This is a genomic window from Gordonia sp. (in: high G+C Gram-positive bacteria), from assembly GCF_052106715.1.
GTDB lineage: Bacteria > Actinomycetota > Actinomycetes > Mycobacteriales > Mycobacteriaceae > Gordonia.
Map to the genome: position 1 here is coordinate 34,251 of NZ_JBQEDL010000010.1, position 26,850 is coordinate 61,100.

General features: G+C 65.8%; 2 protein-coding genes (1 of these 2 cut by a window edge). Both read left to right on the forward strand.

Annotated elements, in window-relative coordinates; all coding sequences use genetic code 11:
- Window positions 1-24,234, forward strand: coding sequence for a non-ribosomal peptide synthase/polyketide synthase (locus tag ACTIMF_RS07140; protein WP_442349587.1), 24,234 nt, complete (start codon window positions 1-3; stop codon window positions 24,232-24,234).
- Window positions 24,227-26,850: the 5' portion of an amino acid adenylation domain-containing protein gene (locus ACTIMF_RS07145; RefSeq protein WP_442349588.1), read on the forward strand. The gene runs 9,493 nt beyond the window's last position; the window shows 2,624 of its 12,117 coding nt (coding positions 1-2,624); it begins with the start codon at window positions 24,227-24,229; the stop codon falls past the right edge of the window. Before ACTIMF_RS07140 ends, ACTIMF_RS07145 begins: the two co-directional genes overlap by 8 nt.

Consider the following 26,850-nt stretch of genomic DNA (forward strand, 5'->3'; position numbering starts at 1 on the left):
ATGTTGGGTACCGAGACTGCTGACGCATTCGCACGGACGTGGGGAAAGCGCCCCGCAACCGTGGATCTGATTGCGTTCGTCGCGAAGGTCGATCCGGGTAGGGTGGCGTTCGCCGGGGCCGCCGGACCCGTGGCGTATTCGGTGCTGAATGCGCAAGTGTCCGCAACGGCGGGAGTGCTCGCAGCGCAAGGTATCGATCCCGACGTCGCTGTCGGGGCCGCGATCACCGCGCTGGGACCGAAACGGGACCTGCCTGCAGCACAGGTCGCGGTCGAGACGAGCGCAGTGGTCGAACGACTGCGCACGGACGCACTCGGTGTGCTCGGATCGTCTGACGTCGGATCGTTGGCCGGAATCTTCCGTGCGGCCGCATCGCATATGGGAGACAGCGTCGCGCTCACCGACATGGACGGTGCGCGGCTCACGTATGCCGAACTCGACGAGCAGTCTGACCTGCTCGCAGCAGGCCTGATCGCGGCGGGCGCCGGGCCCGAGAAATTGGTCGGTATCGCACTGCCGCGGACGGCCGAACTGATCGTCGCACTTCTAGGTGTCGTCAAGACCGGCGCGGCGTACCTGCCGTTGGACCGGTCGCACCCGATCGACCGTCTGGCATCGGTCGTCGACGACGCGAAGCCGGTCCTGGTTATCACCGACGAGGGCACAGCGTCCGACTGGACTGCACTGAACGCCGACTTCGCGACGGTGGCAGCGCAGAGTGCGCTCGCCACGGACGAGTTGCGCAGGCGAATTCCGGACCGGATCGACGGTTCGCATCCGGCGTATGTCATGTATACCTCGGGTTCGACCGGTCGTCCGAAGGGCGTCGTGGTGACGAACGCCGACGTGGTCGCCCTGCTGTCGGCGATGAACGTGGAGTATGACTACTCGTCGGATGACGTGTGGTCGATGTTCCAGTCGTACGCATTCGACGTGTCGGTCGGCGAGATCTGGGTGGCGTTGTCGTTCGGTGGCCGGCTCGTGGTCCTCGACTTCCTCACGACGCGCTCTCCTGACGTGTTCGCCGAGGTCCTGCATCGGGAACAGGTGACCGTCGTCAATCTGACGCCGTCGGCGTTCTACCAATTGGCCGGTGCGCTTCGTCCCCCGGCGAAGGGCACTCTGTCACCGACCGTCCGGTCCATGATCTTCGTCGGCGAGGCTCTCGATTTCGCGCAGGTGCGACGGTGGTATGCCGATCGACGCGAGTTCGACGGCGATGACGGCCCGGAACTCAACAACATGTACGGGCCGACCGAAGCGACCGTCTACATGACGCGGCGGGTTCTGACCCCCGATTTCGTCGCGGCGACGGATGCCAGCGATGTCGGACTGCCGCTGAGCGGGTCACACGTGTACGTGCTGGACTCGCGACTCGTCCGAGTGCCGGACGGGGTGCCCGGCGACCTCTACCTCGCGGGCGATCAGTTGGCTCGTGGATACGCAGGCCGGTTCGAACTCAACGCGGCTCGATTCGTCGCTGATCCGTTCGGTGCACCCGGTAGTCGGATGTACCAGTCCGGCGACGTCGCGATGCTCCGCGACGGAAGTCTCGAGTTCCTCGGGCGCGCCGACGGTCAGGTGAAGCTACGCGGATATCGCATCGAGTTGGGTGAGGTCGAGGCCGGAATTCTGGCCGCCGACGGTGTCAACGCCGCAGCGGCAGCTATCGCTGAGCGCGAAGGCTTCCCCGACCAACTCGTCGGGTACGTCGTGGGAGCAGCCGCAGACGGGACTGAGTTGGACGTCGCGGAGATCAGGCGATTCGCGGCGACGAAGGTTCCGGACTACATGGTTCCCGACGTCATCATGGTGCTCGATCAGCTCCCGCTGAACGTCAACGGAAAGCTAGATCGGAAGGCTCTGCCGGAGCCGGTGGCCACTGCGACCGTCCAGTACGTCGCTCCAGAGAACGACGTGGAAGCGACGCTGGCCGCGATCTTCGCCGAAGCTCTCGGCGTCGATGAAGTCAGCACGATCGAGTCGGTGTTCGACATCGGCGGCAACTCGTTGCTTGCCGCCAAGATCATCGGTCAGGCGTGTGAGGCACTCGATGTCGACCTGAATCTGCGCGATCTGTTCGAGGCCCCGACTGTGCGCGGACTCGCGATGCGTGCACGCGCGACGACGACGCATGCGCTGGCGCCGATCTCCAAGGTCGACCCGCGTCCCGACCGAGTCCCGCTGTCGTTCGCTCAGCAGCGGATGTGGTTCATCAACCGCTTCGACACCGCGGCAGGCACATACAACATTCCCGCCGTTCTACGATTGACCGGTCCACTCGACGCCGAAGCCTTGCGGCGGGCGCTGGTCGACGTCGTGGAGCGATACGAGGTGCTGCGCACGACCTTCCCTGACCGTGACGGAGAACCGTTCCAGCAGGTCGCGCCCGCTGGCGAGGTCGCTGCCCGCCTCGACTTCTTTTCGACCGGCGACGACGAGACTTCCGCCCGCTGGTCGAGCGGAGTCGAGACCCCGCGCGACGACGAGACCTCCGCCCGCCGGTCGAGCGGAGTCGAGACTTCGACCCGTTGGTCGAGCGGAGTCGAGACCGATCTCGACTCCGCTCGATCAGCGGCAGGTGACTCCGCTCGATCAGCAGCAGGCGCTGTCGAAGCCGCCGTCGCCACCGGCTTCGACCTGACCAGGCACTGGCCCATCCGCGCTCGGCTGATCTCGGTGGGACCGGACGAGCACGTCTTCGCCCTCGTCGTGCATCACATCGCTGCCGACGGTGAATCGCTCGGCCCACTGATCGGTGACCTCGTCGCCGCCTACAGCGCACGATTGACGGACAGCGCTCCGCAGTTCGATGATCTCGATATCCAGTTCGCCGATTTCGCGCTCTGGCAGCGCGAGGTCCTGGGCGAAGTGACCGACCCGGACTCCGTGGTCGGCGGTCAACTCGCATACTGGCGCGAGCAACTCGCCGGCGTGCCCGACGTGCTCACTCTGCCGTCGGACCGTCCGCGACCTGCGGTCGCGTCGTACCGTGGGGCGCAGCGCGAGTTCACCGTTCCCGCTGACGTCGCTGCCCGCGTGCGCGAGGTAGCGTCAGCGCACGGCGGAACGCCGTTCATGGTGGCTCACGCCGCACTGGCCGTTCTCCTCGCACGACTCTCTGCCACCGACGACATCGCGGTGTCGACTCCCGTCGCCGGTCGTGGGCAGGCCGCTCTCGACCGCCAGATCGGCATGTTCGTCAACACGCTCGTACTGCGTACGGCGATCGACCCGACGGTGTCGTTCGCAGGCCTCCTCGAATCGGTCAAATCTACGGATCTCGACGCATTCTCGAATGTGGAGGTGCCGTTCGAGGCGGTCGTCGATGCGGTGAGTCCCACCCGGAGTGAAGCCTTCGCGCCTCTCGCGCAGGTCATGCTGTCGTTCGATCCGGCCGCGTCGCTCGGTCGGTCCGGCAGCATCTCGGTGGCGGGCCTGGAGATGGAGCAACTCGAATCGCCGTCGGTGCCGTCGCAGGTCGACCTCACGGTCGCGGTGTCGACGACCGAGGACGACGACTGGACCGGGTCAGTCACCTTCGCCACCGACCTGTTCGACCCGTCGACGGTCGACGGCATGATGACGAAGTTCGTCGCACTCCTCGATGCACTCACCGCAGCCCCGTATGCGCCGGTCGGCGATGTCGAAGTGCTGTCGTCCGCCGAGCGGTCGGTAGTCGATGGGTTCGCTCGTGGTGTCGCGGCTCCGGTGCCTGCGGGGTCGTTGGCGTCTGCTGTCTGGGCGAGTGTGGAGCGTCATCGTGACGATCCGGCGTTGGTCTTCGCGGGGCGGAGTGTGTCGTTCGGCGAGTTCGGTTCACGGGTGAGTGCGCTGGCTCGTGAGTTGATCGCGGTAGGTGTTGGTCCGGATTCGGCTGTGGCGGTGTGTATTCCGCGGTCGGTGGAGATGGTGGTCGCGATTCACGCGGTGGTGGCCGCGGGCGGGCAGTTCGTCCCGGTGGATCCGGATGCTCCTTCTGAGCGGGTGCAGTACACGCTGGCGACGTCGGGTGCCCGAGTCGTCCTGGTGGACGGCCGTTCGGCGGTTCCGGCGCCTGTGTCGGGTGCCTCGGTGCGGATTTTCTCGGTGGACTGCTCGGGTGCGGTGGATGATGCTGTGCCGGTCACGGACGCGGACCGTCTGTCGCCTCTCGATCCTGATGATGCGGCTTACACCTTGTTCACCTCGGGTTCGACGGGCCGTCCGAAGGGTGTGACGGTGTCGCATCGGGCGGTACTGAATCGTCTGGCGTGGATGGACGACTGGTATCCGATCACTGGTGCCGACCGGGTTTTGCAGAAGACTCCGACGACCTTCGATGTGTCGGTGTGGGAGTTGTTCTGGCCGTTGATGTCCGGAGTGCCATTGGTGATCGCCGAGCCGGGGCGCCATGGCGATCCGGAGTATCTGGCTCAGGTGATCGCTGAGGAGCGGGTGTCGGTGATGCACTTCGTGCCGTCGATGCTGGCGGCGTTCACCGATGTGCTCGGCGAGCGTGTCGCGGGGTTGGAATCGTTGCGGTACGTGTTCGCCTCGGGTGAGGCGTTGACGCCTGCGGTGGCTGATGCGTTGTTGACGAGGCTGCCGGATGTGGGGTTGCACAATTTGTACGGCCCGACTGAGGCCGCGGTCGATGTCACGGCGCATGCGGTGCGGGTCGGCGAGTCGGTGATTCCGATCGGTGGGCCGGTGCCGAACACGTCGACGGTGGTGCTCGACTCGCGGTTGCGGCCGGTGCCGGTGGGCGTCCCGGGTGAGTTGTATCTGGGCGGCGTCCAGGTTGCGCGTGGGTATGCGGCGCGGCCGGATCTGACTGCGGAGCGTTTCGTCGCCGATCCGTCGGGTAGTGCTGGTGAGCGGCTCTATCGCACGGGTGATCTGGTGCGGTGGACATCCTCGGGGGAGTTGGAGTATCTGGGACGCACCGACTTCCAGGTGAAGTTGCGCGGCCAGCGTCTGGAACTCGGTGAGGTCGAGGCCGCGATCGGTGCAGTTCCCGGTGTGGTGCATTCGGCTGCGTCGGTCCTCGAGGCGGCCGGCGGTCAGCAGTTGGTCGGCTATTTCTCGCCGGGCGATGTCGGCGTGGACATGGTGCGCGACGGGATCGGTGGTGCGCTGCCGGGATACATGCGCCCCTCGGTGTGGGTCCCGATGGATGCGATGCCGTTGACGTCGTCGGGCAAGGTCGACCGGAAGGCGTTGCCTGCGCCGGTGATCGAGGTAGCGGAGTATGTGGCGCCCGAGGGCGAGGCCGAGGAGAAAGTGGCTGCTGTGTTCGCAGCGCTGCTCGATACTGAGCGGGTGTCGGCCACGGAGTCGTTCTTTGATGCCGGTGGTAACTCGTTGTCGGCGATGCGCCTGGTGGCGCGGGTGTCGGACGCTCTCGGGGTCGAGGCGTCGATCAGGGACGTGTTCGACGCGCCGTCGGTGCGTGCGTTGGCTGCGGCAGTCGCCGGTCGGGGATCGGCGCTGCCACCGGTCATGCCAGTCGAGCCCCGCCCCGAACGCATTCCGCTGTCGTTCGCTCAGCAGCGGATGTGGTTCATCAACCAGATGGAGCCCGAGCTCCCCACGTACAACATCCCGGCAGTGTTCGCATTGTCCGGAGAGATCGACGTCGCCGCACTGCGAGCTGCGACCGCCGACGTGGTGGCGCGGCACGAGGTGCTGAGGACCACCTTCCCCGCCGCCGATGGGTTCCCGTTCCAGACGGTTGCGTCGACCGACACGATCGACGAACGGCTCGATTGGCGGATCGTCTCGTCTGCGGACGAACTGGACTCGGACTTGCGCCGCGGATTCGACGTGACGCAGCAGTGGCCCCTGCGAGCACGATTACTACAGGCGGGGCCGAACGAGGCCACCTTCGCGCTCGTGGCACATCACATCGCGTTCGACGGGCAGTCGTTCGCTCCGCTCGCCGCCGATCTGCTCACTGCATACGGCGCACGGACCAACGACTCCGCGCCGACGTTCACACCGCTGGACGTGCAGTTCGCCGATTACGCGATGTGGCAGCGCGAGGTGCTCGGATCACCAGACGATCCGGCGTCGATACTCGGTGGGCAACTCGCGTTCTGGCGCGATCGACTGGCCGGTGTCCCGGATGTCATCGATCTCCCGGGCGACCGCCCGCGGCCACTGGTGGCGACCCACCGAGGCGAACTGCTGACGTTCGATATCCCGTCGGACGTCGCGCGGCGTATCGACGAGGTCGCGACACGTCACGGGGCCACCCGATTCATGGTTCTGCACGCCGCCTTCGCGGTGTTCCTCGCGCGCCTCACCGGTGGCGAGGACATCGCTGTCGGGTCGCCGATCGGCGGTCGTGGCAGGCAGTCGCTCGACGCGATGGTCGGCATGTTCGTCAACACGCTCGTCCTACGGACCGAAGTCGACGTCTCCCGCCCGTTCGGCGAGGTCGTGGAGGCCGTCCGCGACGGCGATCTCGATGCGTTCGCGCACGCCGACGTCCCGTTCGAGTCGGTCGTCGACGCGATGAATCCGATCCGCTCGGAGGCGTTCTCGCCGCTGGTCCAAGTGATCCTCTCGGTCGATCCGATCGATGCGGCGACGACGGCGGCCACGGTGAACGGAATGACGGTGACACCCGTCGAGATCACCGATACGCCTGCGCAGGTGGACCTGAACCTCACGATCTCTACCGGCGAGCCGGATCAGGACTGGTCCGCGATCATGACGTTCGCGACCGATCTGTTCGACCGGTCGACGGCAGACGCGATGTCGAGCCGATTCGTTCGTCTGCTCGCAGGCGTCCTCGCCGACGACGGCCGCGCGGTCGGCGACGTCGCGTTGGTCGACGAGTCGGAGCGGGCGGTGCTCGTCGCCGGGTCGGCCGCGGCAAGCGTTGCGGAGACCGAGGAGACGATCGCAGGCCTCGTCGCATCTCGTGCCGCTGACTCGGCGACGGCAGCTGCGCTGATCGAGGCCGGACGGACATACACCTATGAGGAGTTCGGTCTTCGCGTCTCCGCGCTCGCGCGCACCTTGATCGATGCCGGGGTAGGCCCGAACGTCGCGGTCGGCGTCGCTATGCGCCGGAGTGCGGCGACCGTGATCGCGATTCACGCGATCATGGCGGCCGGTGGCCAGTATGTGCCCATCGATCCGGACGCCCCTGCTGACCGGTCGCAGTACATGATCGACACTGCAGCAGTCGGAGCAGTGTTGGTGGAAGCCGGGCGGCCGACGCCCTCGGCCGTCGAGGCTCTCGGCGCGAGTGCTCGGGTCATCGACGTGGACACCGATCGAACGGTGCCGGAAGGTTCGACTCTGCTCGACCCATCCGAGCGTCTGGCTGTGCTGAGCCAGGACGATGCGGCGTACACGCTCTTCACTTCGGGTTCCACCGGTCGCCCCAAGGGTGTGACCATCTCGCACCGCGCGGTGGTCAACTTCGTCGCGTGGTTCGACTCCTTGATCCCGGACGGACAGCAGCGACTGCTGTTCAAGACACCGCACACCTTCGACGCGTCGGTGCTCGAACTGTTCTGGCCGCTCACCGCGGGGCAGGCCATGGTGATCGCCGATGCAGAAGGCCACCGAGACCCGCAGTACCTCGCCGACGTGATGACGGAGAACGACGTCACGGTGGTGCAGTTCGTCCCATCGATGCTGTCGGTGTTCCTGGACGTGGTCGACGAACCTAATCTCTTGCCCGGTCTGCAGGTGCTGTTCAGCGGCGGCGAGGCGTTGCCGCCTGCCGTCTATCACCGCTTCTCCGACCGCGTACCCCACGCGCGCGTCGTCAACCTGTTCGGTCCGACGGAGGCCGCCGTCTACACGATGTCGGCGGAACTCGACGACGTGGTGGACGTGGTGCCGATCGGGCATCCGATGCAGAACACTTCGGCGCTGGTCCTCGATGCGCGACTCCACCCGGTTCCGGCCGGTATCGCGGGAGAACTGTATCTCGGCGGCGTGCAGTCGGCGCGCGGTTACGCGTCCCGTCCCGACCTGACCGCCGAGCGATTCGTCGCGGATCCCTTCGGGGCTCCGGGGGCTCGTCTGTACCGGACCGGCGACCTGGTGCGCCGTCGCCGGTCGGGCGACCTGGAATACCTGGGTCGCACCGACTTCCAGGTGAAGCTGCGTGGCCAGCGAATGGAACTCGGCGAGGTCGAGGCGGCGATCGCGGCGGCACCAGGCGTCGTGCACGGCGCAGCCCGCGTCGTCGCCGGGGCGGCAGGCGATCAACTGGTCGGCTACGCGGCCCCGGCGACGGTCGACCTCGACGCGGTCCGCAGTTCGGTGGCCGAAGGGCTGGCCGAGTTCATGCGGCCGACTGCATGGGTGCTCCTCGACGAGATGCCGTTGAACTCCGCGGGCAAGGTGGACCGCCGTTCGTTGCCCGACCCCGAGCTGGCGGAGGCCGAATACGTGGCACCGGAGACCGAGGACGAGGCGGCCCTCGCCGACGTCTTCGCTGGCCTTCTAGGTGTGGAACGGGTCAGTGTCGAAGAGTCGTTCTTCGATCTCGGTGGAAACTCGCTCGCAGCTATGCGGTTGGCTGCTCGGTCGGCGGAAGCGCTGGGCGTGCAGGTGTCGGTACGTGACGTCTTCGACACGCCGAGTGTCCGCGAGCTCTCGGCAGCGGTGGCGGATCGCACGGATGCCCTTCCGCCCGTCACCGCGGTCGAACCACGTCCGGACCGCATCCCGTTGTCGTTCGCACAGCAGCGCATCTGGTTCATCAACAAGCTCGATCCGGATGCGGGAACATACAACATTCCGGCCGTACTGAAGCTGACCGGCGACCTCGATGTCGATGCGCTGCGGCAGTCTCTCGTCGACGTCGTGCAGCGCCACGAGGTGCTGCGAACGACGTTCCCGTCGGTCGACGGAGACTCTTACCAACAGATCGGTGCACGCGCGGCGGTCGACGAGCACATCGACTGGGCGGTAGTCCCATCGAAGGATCTGCTCGACGCCGCTGTGACGCAGGGTTTCGACGTCTCGGTGCAGTGGCCGATCCGTGCTCGCCTGTGGCAGAGCGGTCCGCGCGAATTCGTGATCGCGATCGTCGTCCACCACATCGCCGCCGACGGTGAGTCGATGGGCCCGTTGGTCGGCGACCTCGTCGCCGCATACCAGGCTCGGTCGATGGGCACGCGTCCGGAGTTCGCGCCGATCGAGGTTCAGTTCGCTGATTTCGCGATCTGGCAGCATCAGGTCCTCGGCGCGGGATCGGATCCTGCATCGGAGACCGGCAGGCAACTCGCATACTGGCGGGACCAGTTGGCAGGTCTGCCCGATGTGCTCGACCTGCCGAACGACCGTACTCGGCCGCACAGTTCCAGTGGCCGCGCCGCCGAGACGTACTTCCACCTGCCGCGCGCCGTCGCCGACCGGATAACGGACGTTGCGGCGGCACACGGCGCAACACCGTTCATGGTGGTGCATGCTGCGCTGTCCGCACTGTTGGCGCGACTCTCCTCGAGCGAGGACATCGCCGTCGCCACACCTGTCGGCGGCCGCGGGTCTGCTGTGCTGGATCAATTGGTCGGTATGTTCGTGAACACTCTGGTCCTGCGTGCGCGCGTCGAACCAGAGATGACGTTCAGCGAACTGCTGGCACAGGCGCGCACCACGGACCTCGAAGCATTTGAGCATTCGAACGCCCCCTTCGAGTCCGTCGTCGACGCTGTCAGTCCGACGCGAAGCGAGTCGTTCGCACCGCTCGCTCAAGTACTCCTGTCCTTCGATCCTGGTCGCTCGGCGCGCGGTATCAGCGTTCCCTCCGGCGACCTGACCGTCGAGGCCGTCGAGCCTCCGGCCCAGCGGACCGAGATGGATCTTGAACTCATCCTTTCGTCGAATGACGACGGTCCGTGGGAAGCCACCCTCATCTACGCGACGGACCTGTGGGACCCGAGCACCGCGGAGTCGTTCGCTACGCGCTTCGTCTCCCTCGTCGACTCGATGACAGTGGAACCTGGCCGACCGATCGGCGACAGCGCACTGCTGGCCGGAGAAGAACTCGCGGCGATCGTCGATCTGGGCCGAGGGCCCGATCTTTCAGTCCCCAGCGACACTGTGGCCGACTATCTCACCGCCGCAGGGGTGGCTGAACCCGGAACGGTGGCTATCTCGTTCCAGGGCCGCGATGTGACGTTCGGTGAGTGGTTGAGTCGTGTGAACGTCACTGCCAGGGAATTGATTCGGGCAGGCGTCGGTCCGGACGTCGCGGTCGGCGTGTGCGTCGATCGGTCCATCGAGATGCTGATCGCGATGCACGCCGTCGTCGTCGCAGGCGGACAGTACGTTCCGATCGACATCGACGCGCCTGCTGACCGAATAGGTTACATGGCGGAGATCGCCAGCTTCGAGATCGTACTCACTGCACCTGAACAGGTGCCGGACGGTGTCGCTGCCCTCCCCGCGCTGAGGCCGATCACTGTCGATTCGACGGTCGACGTCGAGGGCCGAGACGGGCGTTCGGTAACCGACGCGGATCGGATCGCGCCGCTGCACCAGGAGTCGGCGGTCTACACGATGTTCACGTCCGGCTCGACCGGTCGGCCGAAGGGCGTGACGGTCAGTCACCGAGCTTTCCGCGCACACCTGCACCGCACGGCGCTGCTGTTCGCGGAGGCATCGATCGAGAGTGCGCTACTCAAGTCCCCATACACGTTCGATGCGTCTGTGTGGGAGTTCTTCTGGTCATTCGGCGCAGGGCGACGCCTGGTCGTCGCGCGTCCGGGAGGCCATCGCGACATCGACTACCTCGTGGATGTGATCGAAGCCGAAGGCATCCAGGCGTTCGAGGCTGTCCCCGCCGTGCTCTCGGCGATTCTCGAACACGATGCGGACGGCCGGAGCCGTGCGCTGAGTTCGGTGCGGCTCCTGCAGACCGGTGGCGATGCGCTGAACGGCGTGCTGGCCGACGCGGTGACGACCTACCTGCCCGACGCCGTGTTCCTCAACCAGTACGGGCCGACCGAGGCGACCAACTACGTGGTCGAGTACAAGGTGGTGGACGGATCTCATCCGCCGATCGGTAAGCCTATTGCGAATACCATTGCGCGAGTTCTCGACTCACGCCTTCTCGAGGTCCCTGTCGGAGTCGTCGGCGAACTGTACATCGGCGGGGTCCAGGTCGCCCGCGGCTATTCGGGCCGACCTGATCTGACCGCGGAGCGCTTCGTCGCGGATCCTTCGGGTGCGCCCGGCAGCCGCTTGTATCGCACCGGCGACCTGGTCCGCTGGAATGCTGCGGGCCAGTTGGAGTACTTGGGTCGCTCGGACTTCCAGGTGAAGCTGCGAGGTCAGCGTCTGGAACTCGGTGAGGTCGAGGCGACAGTGGCTGCAGCGCCCGGCGTGGTTCATGCTGCCGCCGCAGTGGCTGAGATCGGTGGCGGTCAGCAGTTGGTCGCCTACTACTCACCGGGCGATCTCGACGCCGACATCGTCAAGGGGTCGGTGACAGCCGCGCTTCCCGAGTACATGCGTCCGTCGGTGTGGATGCCGGTCGACGTGATGCCGTTGATGTCGTCGGGCAAGGTCGATCGCAAGGCCTTGCCTGCACCCGTGCTGCAGTTGGCCGATTACGTGGCGCCCGAATCGGACGACGAAGCCGTGGTCGCCGCCGTATACGCAGACCTACTCGGGCTTGAGCAGGTCTCGGTGACGGAATCGTTCTTCGACGCCGGTGGTAACTCACTGTCGGCGATGCGCCTGGTCTCCCGAGTGTCGGAGGCACTCGGGGTCGACGTGTCGATCAGGGATGTGTTCGACTCACCGACCGCTCGCGAATTGGCGGTCGCCGTTGCGGGACGCGCGAGTGCTCTGCCACCCGTCAGCCGTATGCCGCGACCGGAACAGATTCCGCTGTCACTCGCGCAGCAGCGTGTCTGGTTCATCAATCAGTTCGATCCAGTTACCAGCGCCTACAACATTCCGACGTTGTTGAAGATCACCGGTCCGCTGCGAGTAGACGCTCTCCGTGAAGCGCTCGTCGACGTGGTGGTCCGGCACGAACCGCTCCGAACCACGTTCCCTGCGGTCGATGGAGTGCCGTACCAGGACATCAGCGGGACCGAGGGGGTCTCGGCGGGTCTGGACTGGGCGGTTGTCGAATCGCAGGCCGACGTCGAAGCGGCGGTGGTCGAAGGCTTCGATCTGTTGGCGCAGTGGCCGCTGCGCGTGAGGTTGTGGCGTGCTGCCGATGACGAGTATCTACTCGCCGTCGTCGCTCACCACATCGCCGCGGACGGTGAGTCGATGGTGCCGTTGGTGCGCGACCTGGTCACTGCGTACGCTGCACGATCCGAAGGTGCGGCGCCTGAGTTCGCGCCGTTCGAGGTGGACTTCGCCGACTACGCGATCTGGCAACGCTCGGAACTCGGCAGCCCGTCCGATGAGACGTCGGTGCTCGGTAGCCAGTTGGCCTACTGGAAGGGTCGGCTCGAGGGGATTCCGGACGTCCTTGAGGTGCCGGCCGACCGGCCTCGTCCCGTCGTAGCGTCCAATCGTGGTGCGCAGGTTGACATCTCGCTGCCTGTAGACACTGCACAGTGGGTCACACACTTCGCGAGTGCTGCGAATGCCACGCCGTTCATGGTCGTCCACGCAGCGCTGTCGGCCGTGCTCGCGCGCGAAGCCGCGACAGACGACGTCGTCGTGTCGACTCCTATTGCGGGTCGCGGTCAGCAGGTTCTCGATCCGCTCGTCGGCATGTTCGTGAACACGCTGGTTCTGCGGACGAAGGTCGACCCGGCCGAGTCGTTCAGCGATCTCGTGCGGTCGGTGCGGCGACATGACCTGGATGCCTTCGGGAACGCAGACGTACCGTTCGAGTCGCTGGTGGAGGCGCTCAACCCGGTGCGCAGCGAGTCGTTCGCGCCACTCGCTCAGGCGATGCTGTCCGTGGTCGACGACGACTCAGCGCTGGTGAACGTCGCAGGCGCGACGATCGAACCGGTGCAGATCGACAATCTGCCTGCGAAGGTCGACCTGAGCTTCTTACTGGGAATCAAGGACTCCTCGGAAGGGTGGAAGGGCACGGTCCTCTACGCGACGGACCTCTTCGACGGATCGACGGTGGCCCGTCTGTGGGACCGCGTCGTCGCTCTGCTCGATGCGGTGCGATCCGAGCCCGATCGAGCACTCGGAGACGTCGACCTATTGACGGTCGAGGAATCCTCGGCGATTACCGGATGGTGCCGCGGCGATGTGGTGCCGCTGACGGGCGATCTCGCGCTCACCGGACTCGTCGATGCGGCGTGTGCCAGCCGTGGCACTGACGCGACAGCGCTCGTGTACCGCGGCGAGTCGATGTCGTACGGCTCCTTCGCCGACTCCGTGAACACTTTGGCGAGGCGTCTGATAGCAGCAGGGGTGGGGCCGGACACTGCGGTGGGCGTGTGCATGGAACGATCGTTCGAGGTGATGGTCGCGGTTCACGCCGTGATAGTCGCAGGCGGACAATTCGTGCCCATCGACACGGACGCCCCCGTGGACCGGACCGACTATGTGCTTCAGACGGCTCGCGTATCATTCGTCCTGGTCGCACAAGGGGATTCACCCGAGGCGTTGACGGGTATCGACATCGAGCGGATCAGCGTTGATTCGAAGGACGCTTCGAACGGCGCCCCGCTGGGCGTTGCAGAACGCGCCTCGACGCCGTTGCCCGATCACGCCGCTTACACCCTGTTCACGTCGGGCTCGACGGGACGTCCCAAGGGCGTCACCGTCACGCGGCGTGCGCTGTTCAATACCCTTCAGTGGTTTGCTGATTCGAATGGCTTCGACGACCACGTGTTTCTGCTGAAGACTCCGTACACCTTCGACGCGTCGATATGGGATCACTTCGGTTCCGTGTTCAGTGGTGGGCCTGCGGTGATCGCTCGACCTGGTGGACATCGGGACCCTCAGTACCTTGTGGACTTGATTCGCACTGAAGGAGTGACCACAGCCAAATTTGTGCCGTCGATGCTTGCTGCGTTGACGGAACTCCATCGATTTGCGGGTGGTCAGCCATGCGATTCGCTGAGAAACATTTACAGCGGTGGTGAGGCCCTCGGTAAGAACCTCGTGGAGGAACTGGAAGGTCTCTTCCCCAACGCAGCGATCATCAATCAGTACGGCCCAACCGAGGCCACCGTCGACATCACGCAGACCCACGTGGACCGCGACCGGGCCATCACCATCGGTCGTCCGATGTGGAACTGCGAGGCGCGCATCCTGGACGGTCGGCTCCGTCCCGTGCGCGCCGGTGTCACCGGCGAGTTGTACCTCTGCGGCCCGCAATTGGCCCGCGGGTACGCTTCGCAGCCTACACAGACCGCAGGCGCGTTCGTGGGCGATCCGATGGGGGAGCCCGGAGCTCGCATGTACCGTACAGGCGACCTCGCCCGGTGGACCGGGACTGGGGAGATCGACTACCTCGGCCGCGCCGATTCGCAGGTGAAGATCCGTGGTCAGCGGCTCGAGCTCGGCGAAGTCGAAGGGGTCGTCGCTGAACACCCGGACGTCGTGCACGCCGCCGTCACTGTCGTTACGGCTCCCGGCGGAGGTGATGCGCTGGCCGCATACGTGTCGGTGGCGCCGTCTGTTACGACGTCCGTCGACGATCTGCGGCAGTGGACCGCAGAGCGACTCCCGGAGTACATGCGGCCGTCCGCGTGGACGGCCCTTCCCGAGATGCCGTTGACCGTCTCCGGCAAGATCGACCGCCGCTCGCTGCCCGAACCTGAGTTCGGCGGCGTCGAGTACGTAGCGCCAGTCGGTGCAGCCGAAGAAGCGGTGGCAGCGGTCTTCGCAGATCTGCTGGGTGCCGACCGAATCAGTGCAACGGAGTCGTTCTTCGACGTCGGCGGCAATTCACTGCTGGCGGCACGGTTGTCCGCCCGCGTGGGAGTGGCACTCGACGTCGACGTCTCGATCAGAGACGTGTTCGACGCACCGACTGTTCGCGGGCTCGCCGCGGCGGTCGCGGATGCGGCGCCCGCGTTGCCGCCCGTCGTTCGAGCCGAACCTCGACCGCAGCCGATTCCGGTGTCCCGTGCACAGCGTCGGATGTGGTTCATGAACCAGTTCGACACCGCGTCGGGCGCCTACAACCTTCCGGTGGCGTTGAAGCTGACCGGTAATGTCGATGTCCCGACACTGGGCGAGGCCGTACGCGACCTCGTCGTGCGTCACGAGGTGCTGCGGACGGTCTACCCGTCCGTCGACGGGGCGCCCGTACAAGAAGTGCTTCCGGCGACGGCCGCTCGCGCCATGCTCGACTGGGCCGAAGTCGCGTCACTCGATGAATTGATCGAGTCCACGGTCGCGGGCTTCGACGTGTCCCGACAGATTCCCATTCGCGGCCGCGTCCACCAGTCCGACGACGGTCTGTCGATCGCGATCACCGTGCACCACATCGCGATGGACGGCGAATCCATTCCCGTCCTCGCGCGCGACCTGCTGGCCGCCTACGCGTCGCGAGTCGACGAGACGGTGTCGGCACTGCCCGAACTCGACGTGCAGTACGCCGACTACGCAGTGTGGCAGCAGTCCGTACTGGGTGATGCCGCCGACGCCGGAAGCGTTGTGGGCAGGCAGCTCGCATATTGGCGAAAGGCACTCGCGGGTCTCCCCACGGTGACAGATCTGCCGATGGACCGACCACGCCCTGCGGCGTTGAGCGACGCGGGCGGCATCGTCACTGTCGAACTCGACGACGCGATTGCCGACGGAGTCGACGCCCTTGCTCGGGAACGCGGCATGTCGGTGTTCATGGTGACCGAAGCGGCATTCGCCGCGACGGTCGCGCGTCTCGCAGCCACGTCCGACGTGGTCGTCGGAACGCCGGTCGCCGGCCGCAGCAGCGCAGCGCTCGACGACCTCATCGGAATGTTCGTCAACACGCTTCTCCTGCGCACCCAGGTCGATCCCGGCAAGTCGGTGGACGCATTGCTCGCCGAGGCCCGCACCGGAATCCTGAATGCGTTCGCGAACGACCAAGTACAGTTCGACGACCTCATCGACGAATTGGCGCCGGAGCGATCGTCGGCTTATCAACCGTTGGCACAGGTCTCGTTCACGTACACGGACGCCGCAGATCACCCGGACGCGATAGCGCTGGCCGGTGTCGAAGCGGAACCGATGAAGTCCGCGAACGTCGAGGCGAAGTTCGACCTGACGACGGTGGTCCGCGCTCGGACCGCCGCGTCCAAGATGGCCGCGGACTTCATCTACTCCGCAGATCTGTTCGACGAATCGTCGGCGAGGCGGTTCGCTGCCGTCTTCGAGCGCGTCCTGACCGTGATGATCGAGGACCAGAGTGTGGCGGTCGGTGACATCGACATCGTGGGTACGCCAGTGTCGTCGGCGTCCGAAGCCGCTCCGACGCGCCGCGCCCTTCGGGACAGCAGCGCGGCGGTCGGCCGCGGCGGCGAGGTGGAGACAGGAACCCTGATCGACCTGCTGTCCAACCGGGATCTCGACCTCGAGCACCCCGCCCTGATCTGTGGCGGGGTCGAACTCGACTACCAGGAGTTCGAAGAGCGGACCAACGGCATCGCGCGTGCGCTGCTCGCGCGCGGAGTGACGCCGGAGGACGTCGTGGCTGTCGGCCTGGAGCGTTCGATCGATTCGGTTCTCGCAGTGTGGGGCGTCATCAAGTCGGGCGCCGCATACGTGCCCGTCGATCCGGCCTACCCCGAGGACCGCATCGCCTTCATGGTCGCCGACTCGGCGGCAGCGATCGGCATCACCGACGAAGGCACGCGCGGCCGGCTCGGCGACTCGGCGTGCGACTGGGTGTACCTGCAGGACCTCGAGGCCGAAGCCGAGTCGGGCGACGACATCGAACCCGCCGAACGCAACGGCTGGGTGCGCCTGGACAACCTCGCATACCTGATCTATACGTCGGGCTCCACCGGCCGACCGAAGGCCGTCGGCGTCTCGCACACCGGCATCGTCGACTTCGTCGAATCGCTCGCGAAGATCACCGCGGGTCCGCCGGAAGACGAACCCGACACTCGGATCCTGCACGTCGCATCACCGAGCTTCGACGCATCGATGTTCGAGATGGCGTGGGCCATTCCGGTCGGCCACACCCTGGTGATCGCGCCGCACACCGAGTTCGCGGGCGATGCGCTCGCCACGGTGCTCGAACGCGACGAAGTCACCGACATGATCATCACCCCGTCCGTGCTGGCGACCGTCGACCCCGAGCGCGCTCAGTACGTGCGCAACCTCGCGACCGGCGGCGAAGCCTGCCCGCCGGAACTCGTCGAACGCTGGTCCGAACGCGGCCGCCGCATCTTTAACTGCTACGGCCCCACCGAGGCCACCGTGTGGGCGACGCGCTCGCGCATGCAGGCCGGGAAACCCGTCACGATTGGCAAGCCGAACGACGGCTTCACCGCGCACGTCCTCGACGCGCGACTTCATCAGGTTCCCCAAGGCGTGGTCGGCGAGTTGTATCTGGCGACCGCTGGTCTGGCTCGCGGCTACCTCGGCCGGCCAGATCTGACGGCGACCAGCTTCATCGCCGATCCGTACGGCGATCCGGGGTCACGGATGTACGCCACCGGAGACCTCGTTCGGCGGACCAAGAACGGCAATCTCGAGTTCGCCGGTCGTGTGGACTTCCAGGTCAAGATCAACGGTCAGCGTGTGGAACTCGGCGAGATCGAGGCGGTGCTCGACGATCAACCAGGAGTCGCACAGTCCGTCGTGATCGGCGTGGACTCTGAACGCGGTGGACGTAAGCACACCGAGATCGTCGCCTACCTCGTGGCCAAGCCCGGCGAGACGATCGATACTGACGCCGTCCTCGACGACGCAGCGGACCGACTGGCCGCACACATGGTGCCGAGCCAAGCGATTGCGATCGATCAGATTCCACTCACGCCGGCCGGAAAGCTCGACCGCAAGGCGCTGCCGGAACCGCACGCCAAAGAAGCGACCGAATACGTCGCGCCGGAGAACGCAGGGGAGGAGACACTCGCGCGCATCATCGCGGGTCTCCTGGGCGAAGATCAGGTCAGCGTCACCGAGAGCTTCTTCGCGCTCGGCGGCGACTCGATCATGTCGATCCAGCTGTCGTCCGCAGCGAAGGCTGCCGGCTTGCACCTGTCTCCGCGCGACATCTTCGAGTTGAAGACTATTCGCGCCATGGCCGCTGCCGCAGCCTCGTCGGATGGGCCCGCCGAACTGCTCGCAGAACTGCCGGGCGGGGGTTCAGGTGAGATGCCGCTGCCACCGGTGACGTCGTGGATGATCGAGCACTCCGAACAGCCATCGGACTTCGCAGACTTCTCGCAGCCGGTCGTCTTCACCCTGCCCAGAGCGGCAACGGTCGCCGACGTGCAGACCGTCGTCGACGCGGTGGCAGCCGTCCACCCGATGCTGACCGCGACGCTCACTGGTAGTGGGGACAATTGGACCCTCACTGCGGGCGCCGGTTCGGTTCCGGCAGTTCGGGAGATCGCGGCGGCTGATGACATCGATGCAAGTCTGCTCACTGCGCATCGTGGTCTGCTGTCCGCTCTTGACCCTGCGACCGGGGCACTGATGGGTGTCGCGCTGGTCACCGGCGCGCAGTGGCGTCGCATGGTGATCGCGGTTCACCACCTCGGTGTGGATGCGGTGTCGTGGCCGATCATCGTCGAAGATCTCGTCACCGCCTGGGCGCAGCACACCTCGGGGCGTCCGATCGAGTTGCGATCGGAAGGCACCTCGACTCGGCGCGTCGCGCACCTCCTCTCAGATCAAGTCGACGTACGAGCAACGGAGGTCGATTACTGGCTGGGCCAGTCGCCGATCAGGCGGACGTCCTTCGGCGACGCCGCTGACCGCCAGCGGCACCGTTGGCACAGTCAGGCGTCGTACCAGCATGTGGTGGGCGCCGATGTTGCGGATGCAGTCCTCGCCGCAGTGCCCACCGCGTTCGGCGGAAACGTCGACGACGTGCTGCTCGGCGCATTGGCTCGTGCAGTGCGGTCATGGCAAGACGACCACGGCATCGAGGACGACGCACCGGTCACGGTTCAGATCGAGGGGCACGGTCGCGATGAGCGGATCGCGGGCGATGAAGGTCTGATCGACCTGTCCCGGACGGTCGGCTGGTTCACCAGCATCGCGCCAGTCGCCGTCGATCCCTCCACGGACATCGTCCACGCGATCAAGTCGGCGAAGGACGCGCGTGTGGCGCGCCCGGCGGGCGGTGTCGGATTCGGCATCCTCCGATACGGCACGGACGGTGGACTCGCACAGCGACCGCTCCCGAGCATCGCGTACAACTATTTCGGTAGCGGAACTGCGCCGATCGACAACACCGCATCGGACGAATTCCTTCCGGTCTCGGGCGGACCGCACCTCCCGAGCACAGTGTCGGGTGCGATGTTCTCGCCGAACGTGTTCGGCATAAACGTGAGTGCCGCGGGCGCCGATGCGAAGCGGCTTGAGGCCCAGTTCTCGTACGCCACTGACGTTCTCGACGAGGCCGCAGTCGCCGATATCGCCGGCCGCTGGCAGCACGAGTTGCAGGAGATAGCCGATCTCGTTCTCGGCGGTACCGACGTGGGGCTCAGCCCGTCGGACGTTCCGGGCACCGACCTCATTCAAGCCGACCTCGATCGCATCGCTGCGCATTACCCGGGCGCCGACGTCTGGCCGATGACGCCGTTGCAGCAAGGCCTGTATTTCCAAGCCGACCTCGCGGGCAACGGAGCAGACGAGCGATCAGGTATCGACGTCTACGTCACGCAGTCGGTGCTCTCGCTGACCGGCGACGTCGACGCCGATCGGTTGCGAACCGCATTCGGCATGCTCCTCGACCGGCATCGCGTGCTGCGGTCCGGCTTCGTCCGGGTCGGCAGCGGCGTCGCGGTCACGGTGGTTCCTGCTGAAGTAGATGTGCCGTGGAGCGTCGTAGATCTGCGCTCGGGTCCAGTTGAAGACCGCGAACGCCAAGTCCGCGCAGTGGTCGACAACGAACGAGCGAAGCCCTTCGACATGGCGCAGCCTCCGCTCATTCGGACGGCTCTGGTCCATCATCACGATGGCGCCGAGCTGGTCATCACGAATCACCATCTGTTGGTGGACGGATGGTCGAGCCCACTCGTTCTGGCGGACCTTCTCGCGCTGTACGCCACCGGGGCGACATACACGGGCTCGGTCGCAGGTGCGTCGACAGGCGACTTCGCCGACCACGCCCGCGCCGTCGCGGCGACTGACACCGCGGCCGGACTTAGCGCCTGGCGTGAGGTGTTGGCACCGGTCACCGAGCCGACACTCGTCGCGCCCGGTCACGAACCGTCTGCCGATGCGCCGCCGCGCGACTTCGAGTTCGACCTGAACGGTGAGATCGCGAACCGACTCGACGCGATCGGTCGCGAGAACTCGGTCACCATGGCCACCGTCGTCCAGTTCGCGTGGGCGGTACTGCTTTCCCAGATGACCGGTAATCAGGCGGTGTCGTTCGCCGAGACGGTGTCGGGCCGATCGCCCGACATCGACGGCATCGAGTCGATGATCGGCATGTTCATCAACACGGTTCCGGCAGTGGTGGACGTCGACCCGAACGCATCGGTCATCGACGTGCTGACCGCCATGCAGAACGACAAGGTGAGGGTCCTCGACTATCAGCAGATGGGGCTTCCGTCGCTGATCGCGCAGACCGGACTTCCCGCGCTGTTCGACACCCTCGCGGTGTACGAGTCGTACCCGGTGGACACCGAGTCGATCACCGGTATCGATGCTTCTGCGAACGGCGGGCTGCAGTTGGTCGACGCGCAGACCACCGATGCGACGCACTACCCTCTGAATCTGTCGGCGTCTCGCCGAGGCGACGAGCTGGCCATGAAGATCAAGTTCCTGCCGACCGCATATCCGGTGGAACAGGTCGAGATCTTCGCACAGGCAGTGGTCCAGGTTCTTTCGACGATGGCTGACGATCCGCAGACCACCTGCGGCAGCCTTTCGTTGCTGTCGCCCACCGACAGCGCTGCACTGCTGCCCGTCACCGGCGGGCCCGCCGCCGACCCTGTGCTGTTGCCGGATCTGTTCACCGAGGCCGCACGTCGTGCCCCCGATCGGATAGCGGTCGTCGACGGAAACGGTGGGTCGCTGACCTACCGCGAACTCGACAAACGCTCCAACCGCTTGGCGCGATGGCTCATCGGCCGAGGCGTCGGACCGGAGCGTCCAGTGGCGCTTGCCATCGCACGGTCGGCCGAGTTGCTGACGGCGATCTGGGCGGTCGCCAAGACCGGGGGAGCCTACGTCCCCGTCGACCCCGACTACCCGGCCGAGCGCGTGACTTCCATGATCGAAGACAGCGCGGCCGTCCTCGGACTCGCGGTCGCGGCATCCGGCGAGCTTCCCTCGCGCGGATTCGGATGGACGCGCATCGATGCGCCGGACATCGCTGCAGCGGTCGCCGAGGAACCGGATGCCACGGTCACCGCCGCCGATCGGCTCGGCGCGGTCACGGCGTCGAACCTGGCGTATGTGATCTACACATCCGGATCCACTGGCAGGCCGAAGGGCGTCGCAGTGACCCACTCGGGTCTGGCGAACTTCGCACGTCAGGAGTCCGAGCGCCTCGATGCCGGTGACGGCGCCGTGGTCCTCGGCTTCGCATCCCCGAGTTTCGATGCGTCGGTTCTGGAATACCTTCTCGCCACTGCGAACGCGGGGACCCTCGCGTACCGGCCGGCGGACGCCGTCGGCGGTCCTGCTCTGGAGCGGTTCATCACCGAGCACCGAGTGACGCACACCTTCCTCACCCCGTCCGTCCTGGCCACGCTCGATCCGGCCGCAGTGTCGACTCTCTCGTCGATAGCGGCAGGCGGCGAAGCGGTGCCGCAACCGATCGTCGATCGGTGGGCCGCCGCCTGCGCCCTGCACAACCTCTACGGACCGACTGAGACGACCATCGGCATCACGATCAGTGCACCGATGTCCGTCGGCGATCCTGTCCGGCTGGGTGGCCCGATCGGCGGCGTCGACCTCATGGTGCTCGACGAGCGACTGCGTCCGGTGCCGGTCGGCTTGCCAGGCGAACTGTATGTCGCGGGCGGAGCTCTCTCGCGCGGATATCTGGACCGCCCGGGTCTGACGTCGGAGCGCTTTACCGCTAATCCGCACGGTGGCGCCGGATCGCGGATGTATCGGACCGGCGATGTGGTTCGTTGGACACCGTCTACGGACGGAGGACTCACTCTCGAGTACACCGGTCGATCGGACGACCAGGTGAAGCTGCGTGGTCTGCGCATCGAACTCGGCGAGATCGAAGCCGTTCTGAGCGAGCACGAGACCGTTCATGCTGCGGTCGTTCTCGGAGTCGGAGGCTCGGTGGCTACCGCGTTGGCCGCCTACGTCGTGGTCGGCGACCCGTCTGTCGACGTTGCTGACCTCACCGCGTTCGTGTCGCGACGACTGCCCTCGCACATGGTGCCGTCGTCGTTCACCGTTCTCGACGAACTCCCGCTGACACCGGTCGGCAAACTCGACAAGCGAGCGCTACCCGAACCGGTCATCGTGAGCGGTGAGTTCGTCGCGCCTGCGACCGGGGCCGAGCGGGCCGTGGCCGACGTGATCGCAGCCGTGCTCGCGATCGAAGAGAGCGACGTGTCGGCGACGGCGAGTTTCTTCGATCTCGGAGGGGACTCGTTGTCGGCCGCGCGCCTAGCGGCACGTTTGTCCGACCAGCTCGGCGTGTCCGTGACAGTGCGGGACGTGTTCGATTCCGATTCAGTCCGCAGCCTTGCTCGACGCGTGGAACGAGGTTCGGATGCTGCGATCCTCTCGCCGATCGAGGCCGTTCATCCGAGGCCGGACCGAATCCCCTTGTCGTTCGCACAGCAGCGCATGTGGTTCATCAATCAGTTGGAACCCGAATCCGCGACCTACAACATCCCGATCGCAGTGCGTCTTGACGGGGAACTGGACGTCGACGCGTTGCGCCAGGCGGTCCGCGACGTAGTGGCGCGGCATGAGATTCTCCGGACCACGTTCCCGGCGGTCGATGGACAGCCGTCTCAGCTCGTCCATGACGTCCGCTCGGCGGTCGCGGATCCGGACTGGCAGGTCGTCACTGATGAGACCGATCTGCTGGCCGCTTCGAGTGCGGGATTCGATGTGGCGGCCGCACCACCGTTCCGTGTTCGGTTGCTGCGTGCCGGAGACGACTCGTACGTTCTGGTCGCGATACTGCATCATCTCGTCGGCGACGGCGAGTCGATGAGGCCGCTCATCGGTGACATCGTGACCGCTTACGTGGCACGGTCTGCGGGCAGCGCACCGGCATTCGCACCGTTGGAGGTGCAGTTCGCCGACTACGCACTGTGGCAGCGTCGTGAACTCGGCGCACCGGACGACCCGACATCCGTCGTCGGTCGTCAGCTCGACTATTGGGCCGACCGGCTCGCAGGTGCGCCGGGCGTGCTCGACCTGCCGATGGATCGGCCGCGGCCCGTGGTCGCCTCGCACGACGGAGCGTCGGTCAGCGTCCCGCTGGATGCGACGGTCGGCGCGCGAGTGGAAGATCTTGCGCGTGAGCAGGGGGTGACCCCGTTCATGGTGGTGCACGCGGCGTTGGCGGTGCTGCTGTCCAGACTCTCTGCGAATGACGACGTCGCAGTGGCGACGCCCATTGCAGGTCGTGGACAGCAGGCGATCGAGCCGCTGGTCGGCATGTTCGTCAACACGCTCGTGCTGCGGACCGAAATCTCGCCCCGAATGACGTTCACGAACCTGCTCGATTCGGTTCGGGACACAGATCTGGAGGCGTTCGCCCACGCTGACGTGCCGTTCGAAGCGGTCGTTGAGCGGGTGCAACCGGTGCGTTCGCAGTCGTTCTCACCGCTGGCACAGGTGATCATCACGTTGGTTGACGAGTCTTCAGCCGACACCGAGATCCCGGTCGGTCCGCTTCGTGTCGTGCCGATCGAACCGCTCGTGCTGCCTGCGCAGTACGACCTTTCGCTGACTGTCGCGTCGGATCGGAACGGCGACTGGGCACTGCGCCTGATATACGCGACCGAACTGTTCGACGCCGGCACCGCGCAAGGCATCGTGGCGAGGTTCGCCCGACTGGTCGACGCACTGGTCCTGCGGCCATACGAACCGGTGAGTGAAGCTCCCCTGGTCGACGCCTTGGAACTGACTCAGCTACTCGAGTGGTCGCGCGGCAATAGCGAGGGAGCCGCAGCTTCGACTATCACGCAGCTCCTTGACGGTGGAGAACGAGGCAGTCGCCATGAATGAACCGACAAGAAGCGAGGCATTTCAGATCGTGCAGCACCACGGCGATTCGGCTACGACATCGGACAAGCCAGTAATCGTCTTCGAGAACCGCGCGGTCGGCCGTGACGAATTCACCTCAAGGGTCGCTCGCTTGAGCCGCGAGTTGATTGCTCTCGGAGTCGGCCCTGAAGTAGGTGTCGGTATCGAGATGGATCGTTCGGTCGAGCTCGTTGTCGCTGTGCACGCGGTGATCAACGCGGGCGGGCATTTCGTACCGTTGGACCCGGCTCTTCCGGTCGATCGCTCCCGGTACATGGTGGAGACCGCGGGCACACGGCTGGTTCTGGTCGGTGGCGACCCAACTGCCGCAGAGTCAAAGTATTCGCCTAGCGCGAAGGTCGTGTCGGTGGAGTGCTCCGATGATCTTGGGGACCACCCCGTGGTCACCGATGCGGAGCGTTTGTCACCGATTCGGTCCGAGCACGCTGCCTTCACTCTCTTCACCTCGGGCTCGACTGGTCGGCCGAAAGCAGTAGTCGTGACGCATGGCGGCGTCGCCAATCGCCTGGACACAGATCGCGGTCAATACGGAATCTCGAGCGACGACGTCCTTCTGTACAAGTCGCCGATCACCTTCGACGTGGCAGTTCGGGAGATCTTCCTGCCAATCTTGGTCGGCGCCACGATGGTGGTCGCGGCACCGGGTAGGCATGGCGACCCGACCCACATTGAGGAGCTCATCCGCCGGCATTCGGTGACGATGCTCCATTTCGTCCCCCCGATGTTGGCGGCGTTCAGCGAGATTCTGGGCGAGCGGCTCGCTGAGCTGACCTCGCTGCGCTTGGTGGTCACCGGCGGTGACGTGCTGACTCCTGCAGCTGCGCGGCCATTGCTCGACAAGTTGCCCTTCGTCCGACTCCTGAACCAATACGGTCCTGCCGAGGCGTCGATCGATGTCACCGTGCATCAAGCCGGTCCCGATCACGATGTCATTCCGATCGGGACGCCCACCCGAAGCGTCACGGCTTATGTCCTGGACCCGGCACTGAAGATTGTTCCCATCGGCGTTCCCGGAGAGTTGTATCTCGGTGGCGTCCACCTCGCGCGTGGTTACGCGTCCCGCAGCGATCTCACTGCCGAACGATTCGTCGCTGACCCGTTAGGCGATCCGGGAAACCGCCTCTACCGAACTGGCGATCTCGTGCGGTGGAACAAGGCAGGGGAGATCGAGTACCTGGGTCGTACAGACTTTCAGGTGAAGCTCCGCGGGCAGCGCATCGAACTCGGTGAAGTCGAAGCGGCGATCGCCGCTGTTCCCGGGGTAGTGCATTCTGCAGCAACCGTTGTGACCTCGCCGGGCGGCGACCAACTCGTCGGGTACGTTGCGCCGGACCGTATCGATACGCAAGTGCTCGCGGAGAGCGTCGCTCAGCGTCTCCCCGAATACATGCGTCCGACTACCTGGGTGCGGCTCGCCGAGATGCCTCTCGGTACTGCAGGGAAGGTCGACCGCCGGGCGTTGCCTGCCCCCGAGTTCGGGACCGTCGAATACGTCGCACCGGAGACCTCGGACGAGCATGCCGTCGCCAAGCTGTTCGTCGACCTCCTCGGTCTCGACCGCGCCAGTGTGACCGAGTCGTTCTTCGACCTCGGCGGCAACTCGTTGGCCGCGACCCGAATCGCTGCGCGAGTGTCCGATGAACTCGGCGTGGACGTCAAGGTGAGGGACGTCTTCGATGCCCCAAGCGTCCGTGAGCTCGTGGCGACAGTGTCGGGGCGCGCGCCAGCACTGCCCCCAGTGAGGCGAACGGAGAACCGGCCGACGATGATTCCGCTGTCGTTCGCGCAGCGGCGGATGTGGTTCATCAACCGATTCGATCCGTCGACCGGCATGTACAACATTCCCGTCGTCCTGCGAATCACCGGTGCCCTGGACGTGGTGGCACTTCGTTCGGCGGTCGGCGATGTAGTGGCCCGCCATGAGACGCTGCGGACCACCTTCCCCGACCTGGACGGTCAACCGTTCCAGATGATCAACCCCGTCGAGGCCATCGAACAACACCTCGACTGGCGGCATGTGGGTTCGGTGGACGCCATCGAAGACGCGGTGGCCCACGGGTTCGAACTGTCCCGGGAGTGGCCGATCCGAGTGCGGATCTGGGAAGCCGCGCCGGGCGAATACGTGCTCGCCGTCGTGATGCACCACATCGCCTCCGATGGGCAGTCGTTCGCTCCACTCGTCGGCGACCTGATCACCGCATACGTGGCACGCGCAGCAGGAGAAGCACCCCTCTTCGTTCCGCTCGAGGTGCAGTTCGCGGACTTCGCGATCTGGCAACACGAGGTGCTCGGCTCGCCGGATGACCTGGAATCGGTCGTGGGACAACAGCTCACGTACTGGCGAGGACAACTCGCCGGGCTTCCCGACGTGCTCGACCTCCCCTCGGACCGGCCGCGACCTCAGACCGCGACCGGTCGTGGAGCTCAGACCGGCTTCACTATTCCGGCCGATGTCGCCGATGGGATCACCCGGTTGGCGGCTCGCCACGGTGTGACTCCGTACATGGTGGTCCACGCAGCACTCGCTGTGGTTCTCGGCAGACTGTCCGGGAGTGATGATCTCGCTATCGGCGCGCC

Coding starts and splice junctions, on each gene's coding strand:
- ACTIMF_RS07140 (WP_442349587.1), top strand. CDS start 1: ATGTTGGGTACCGAGACTGCTGACGCATTCGCACGGACGTGGGGAAAG.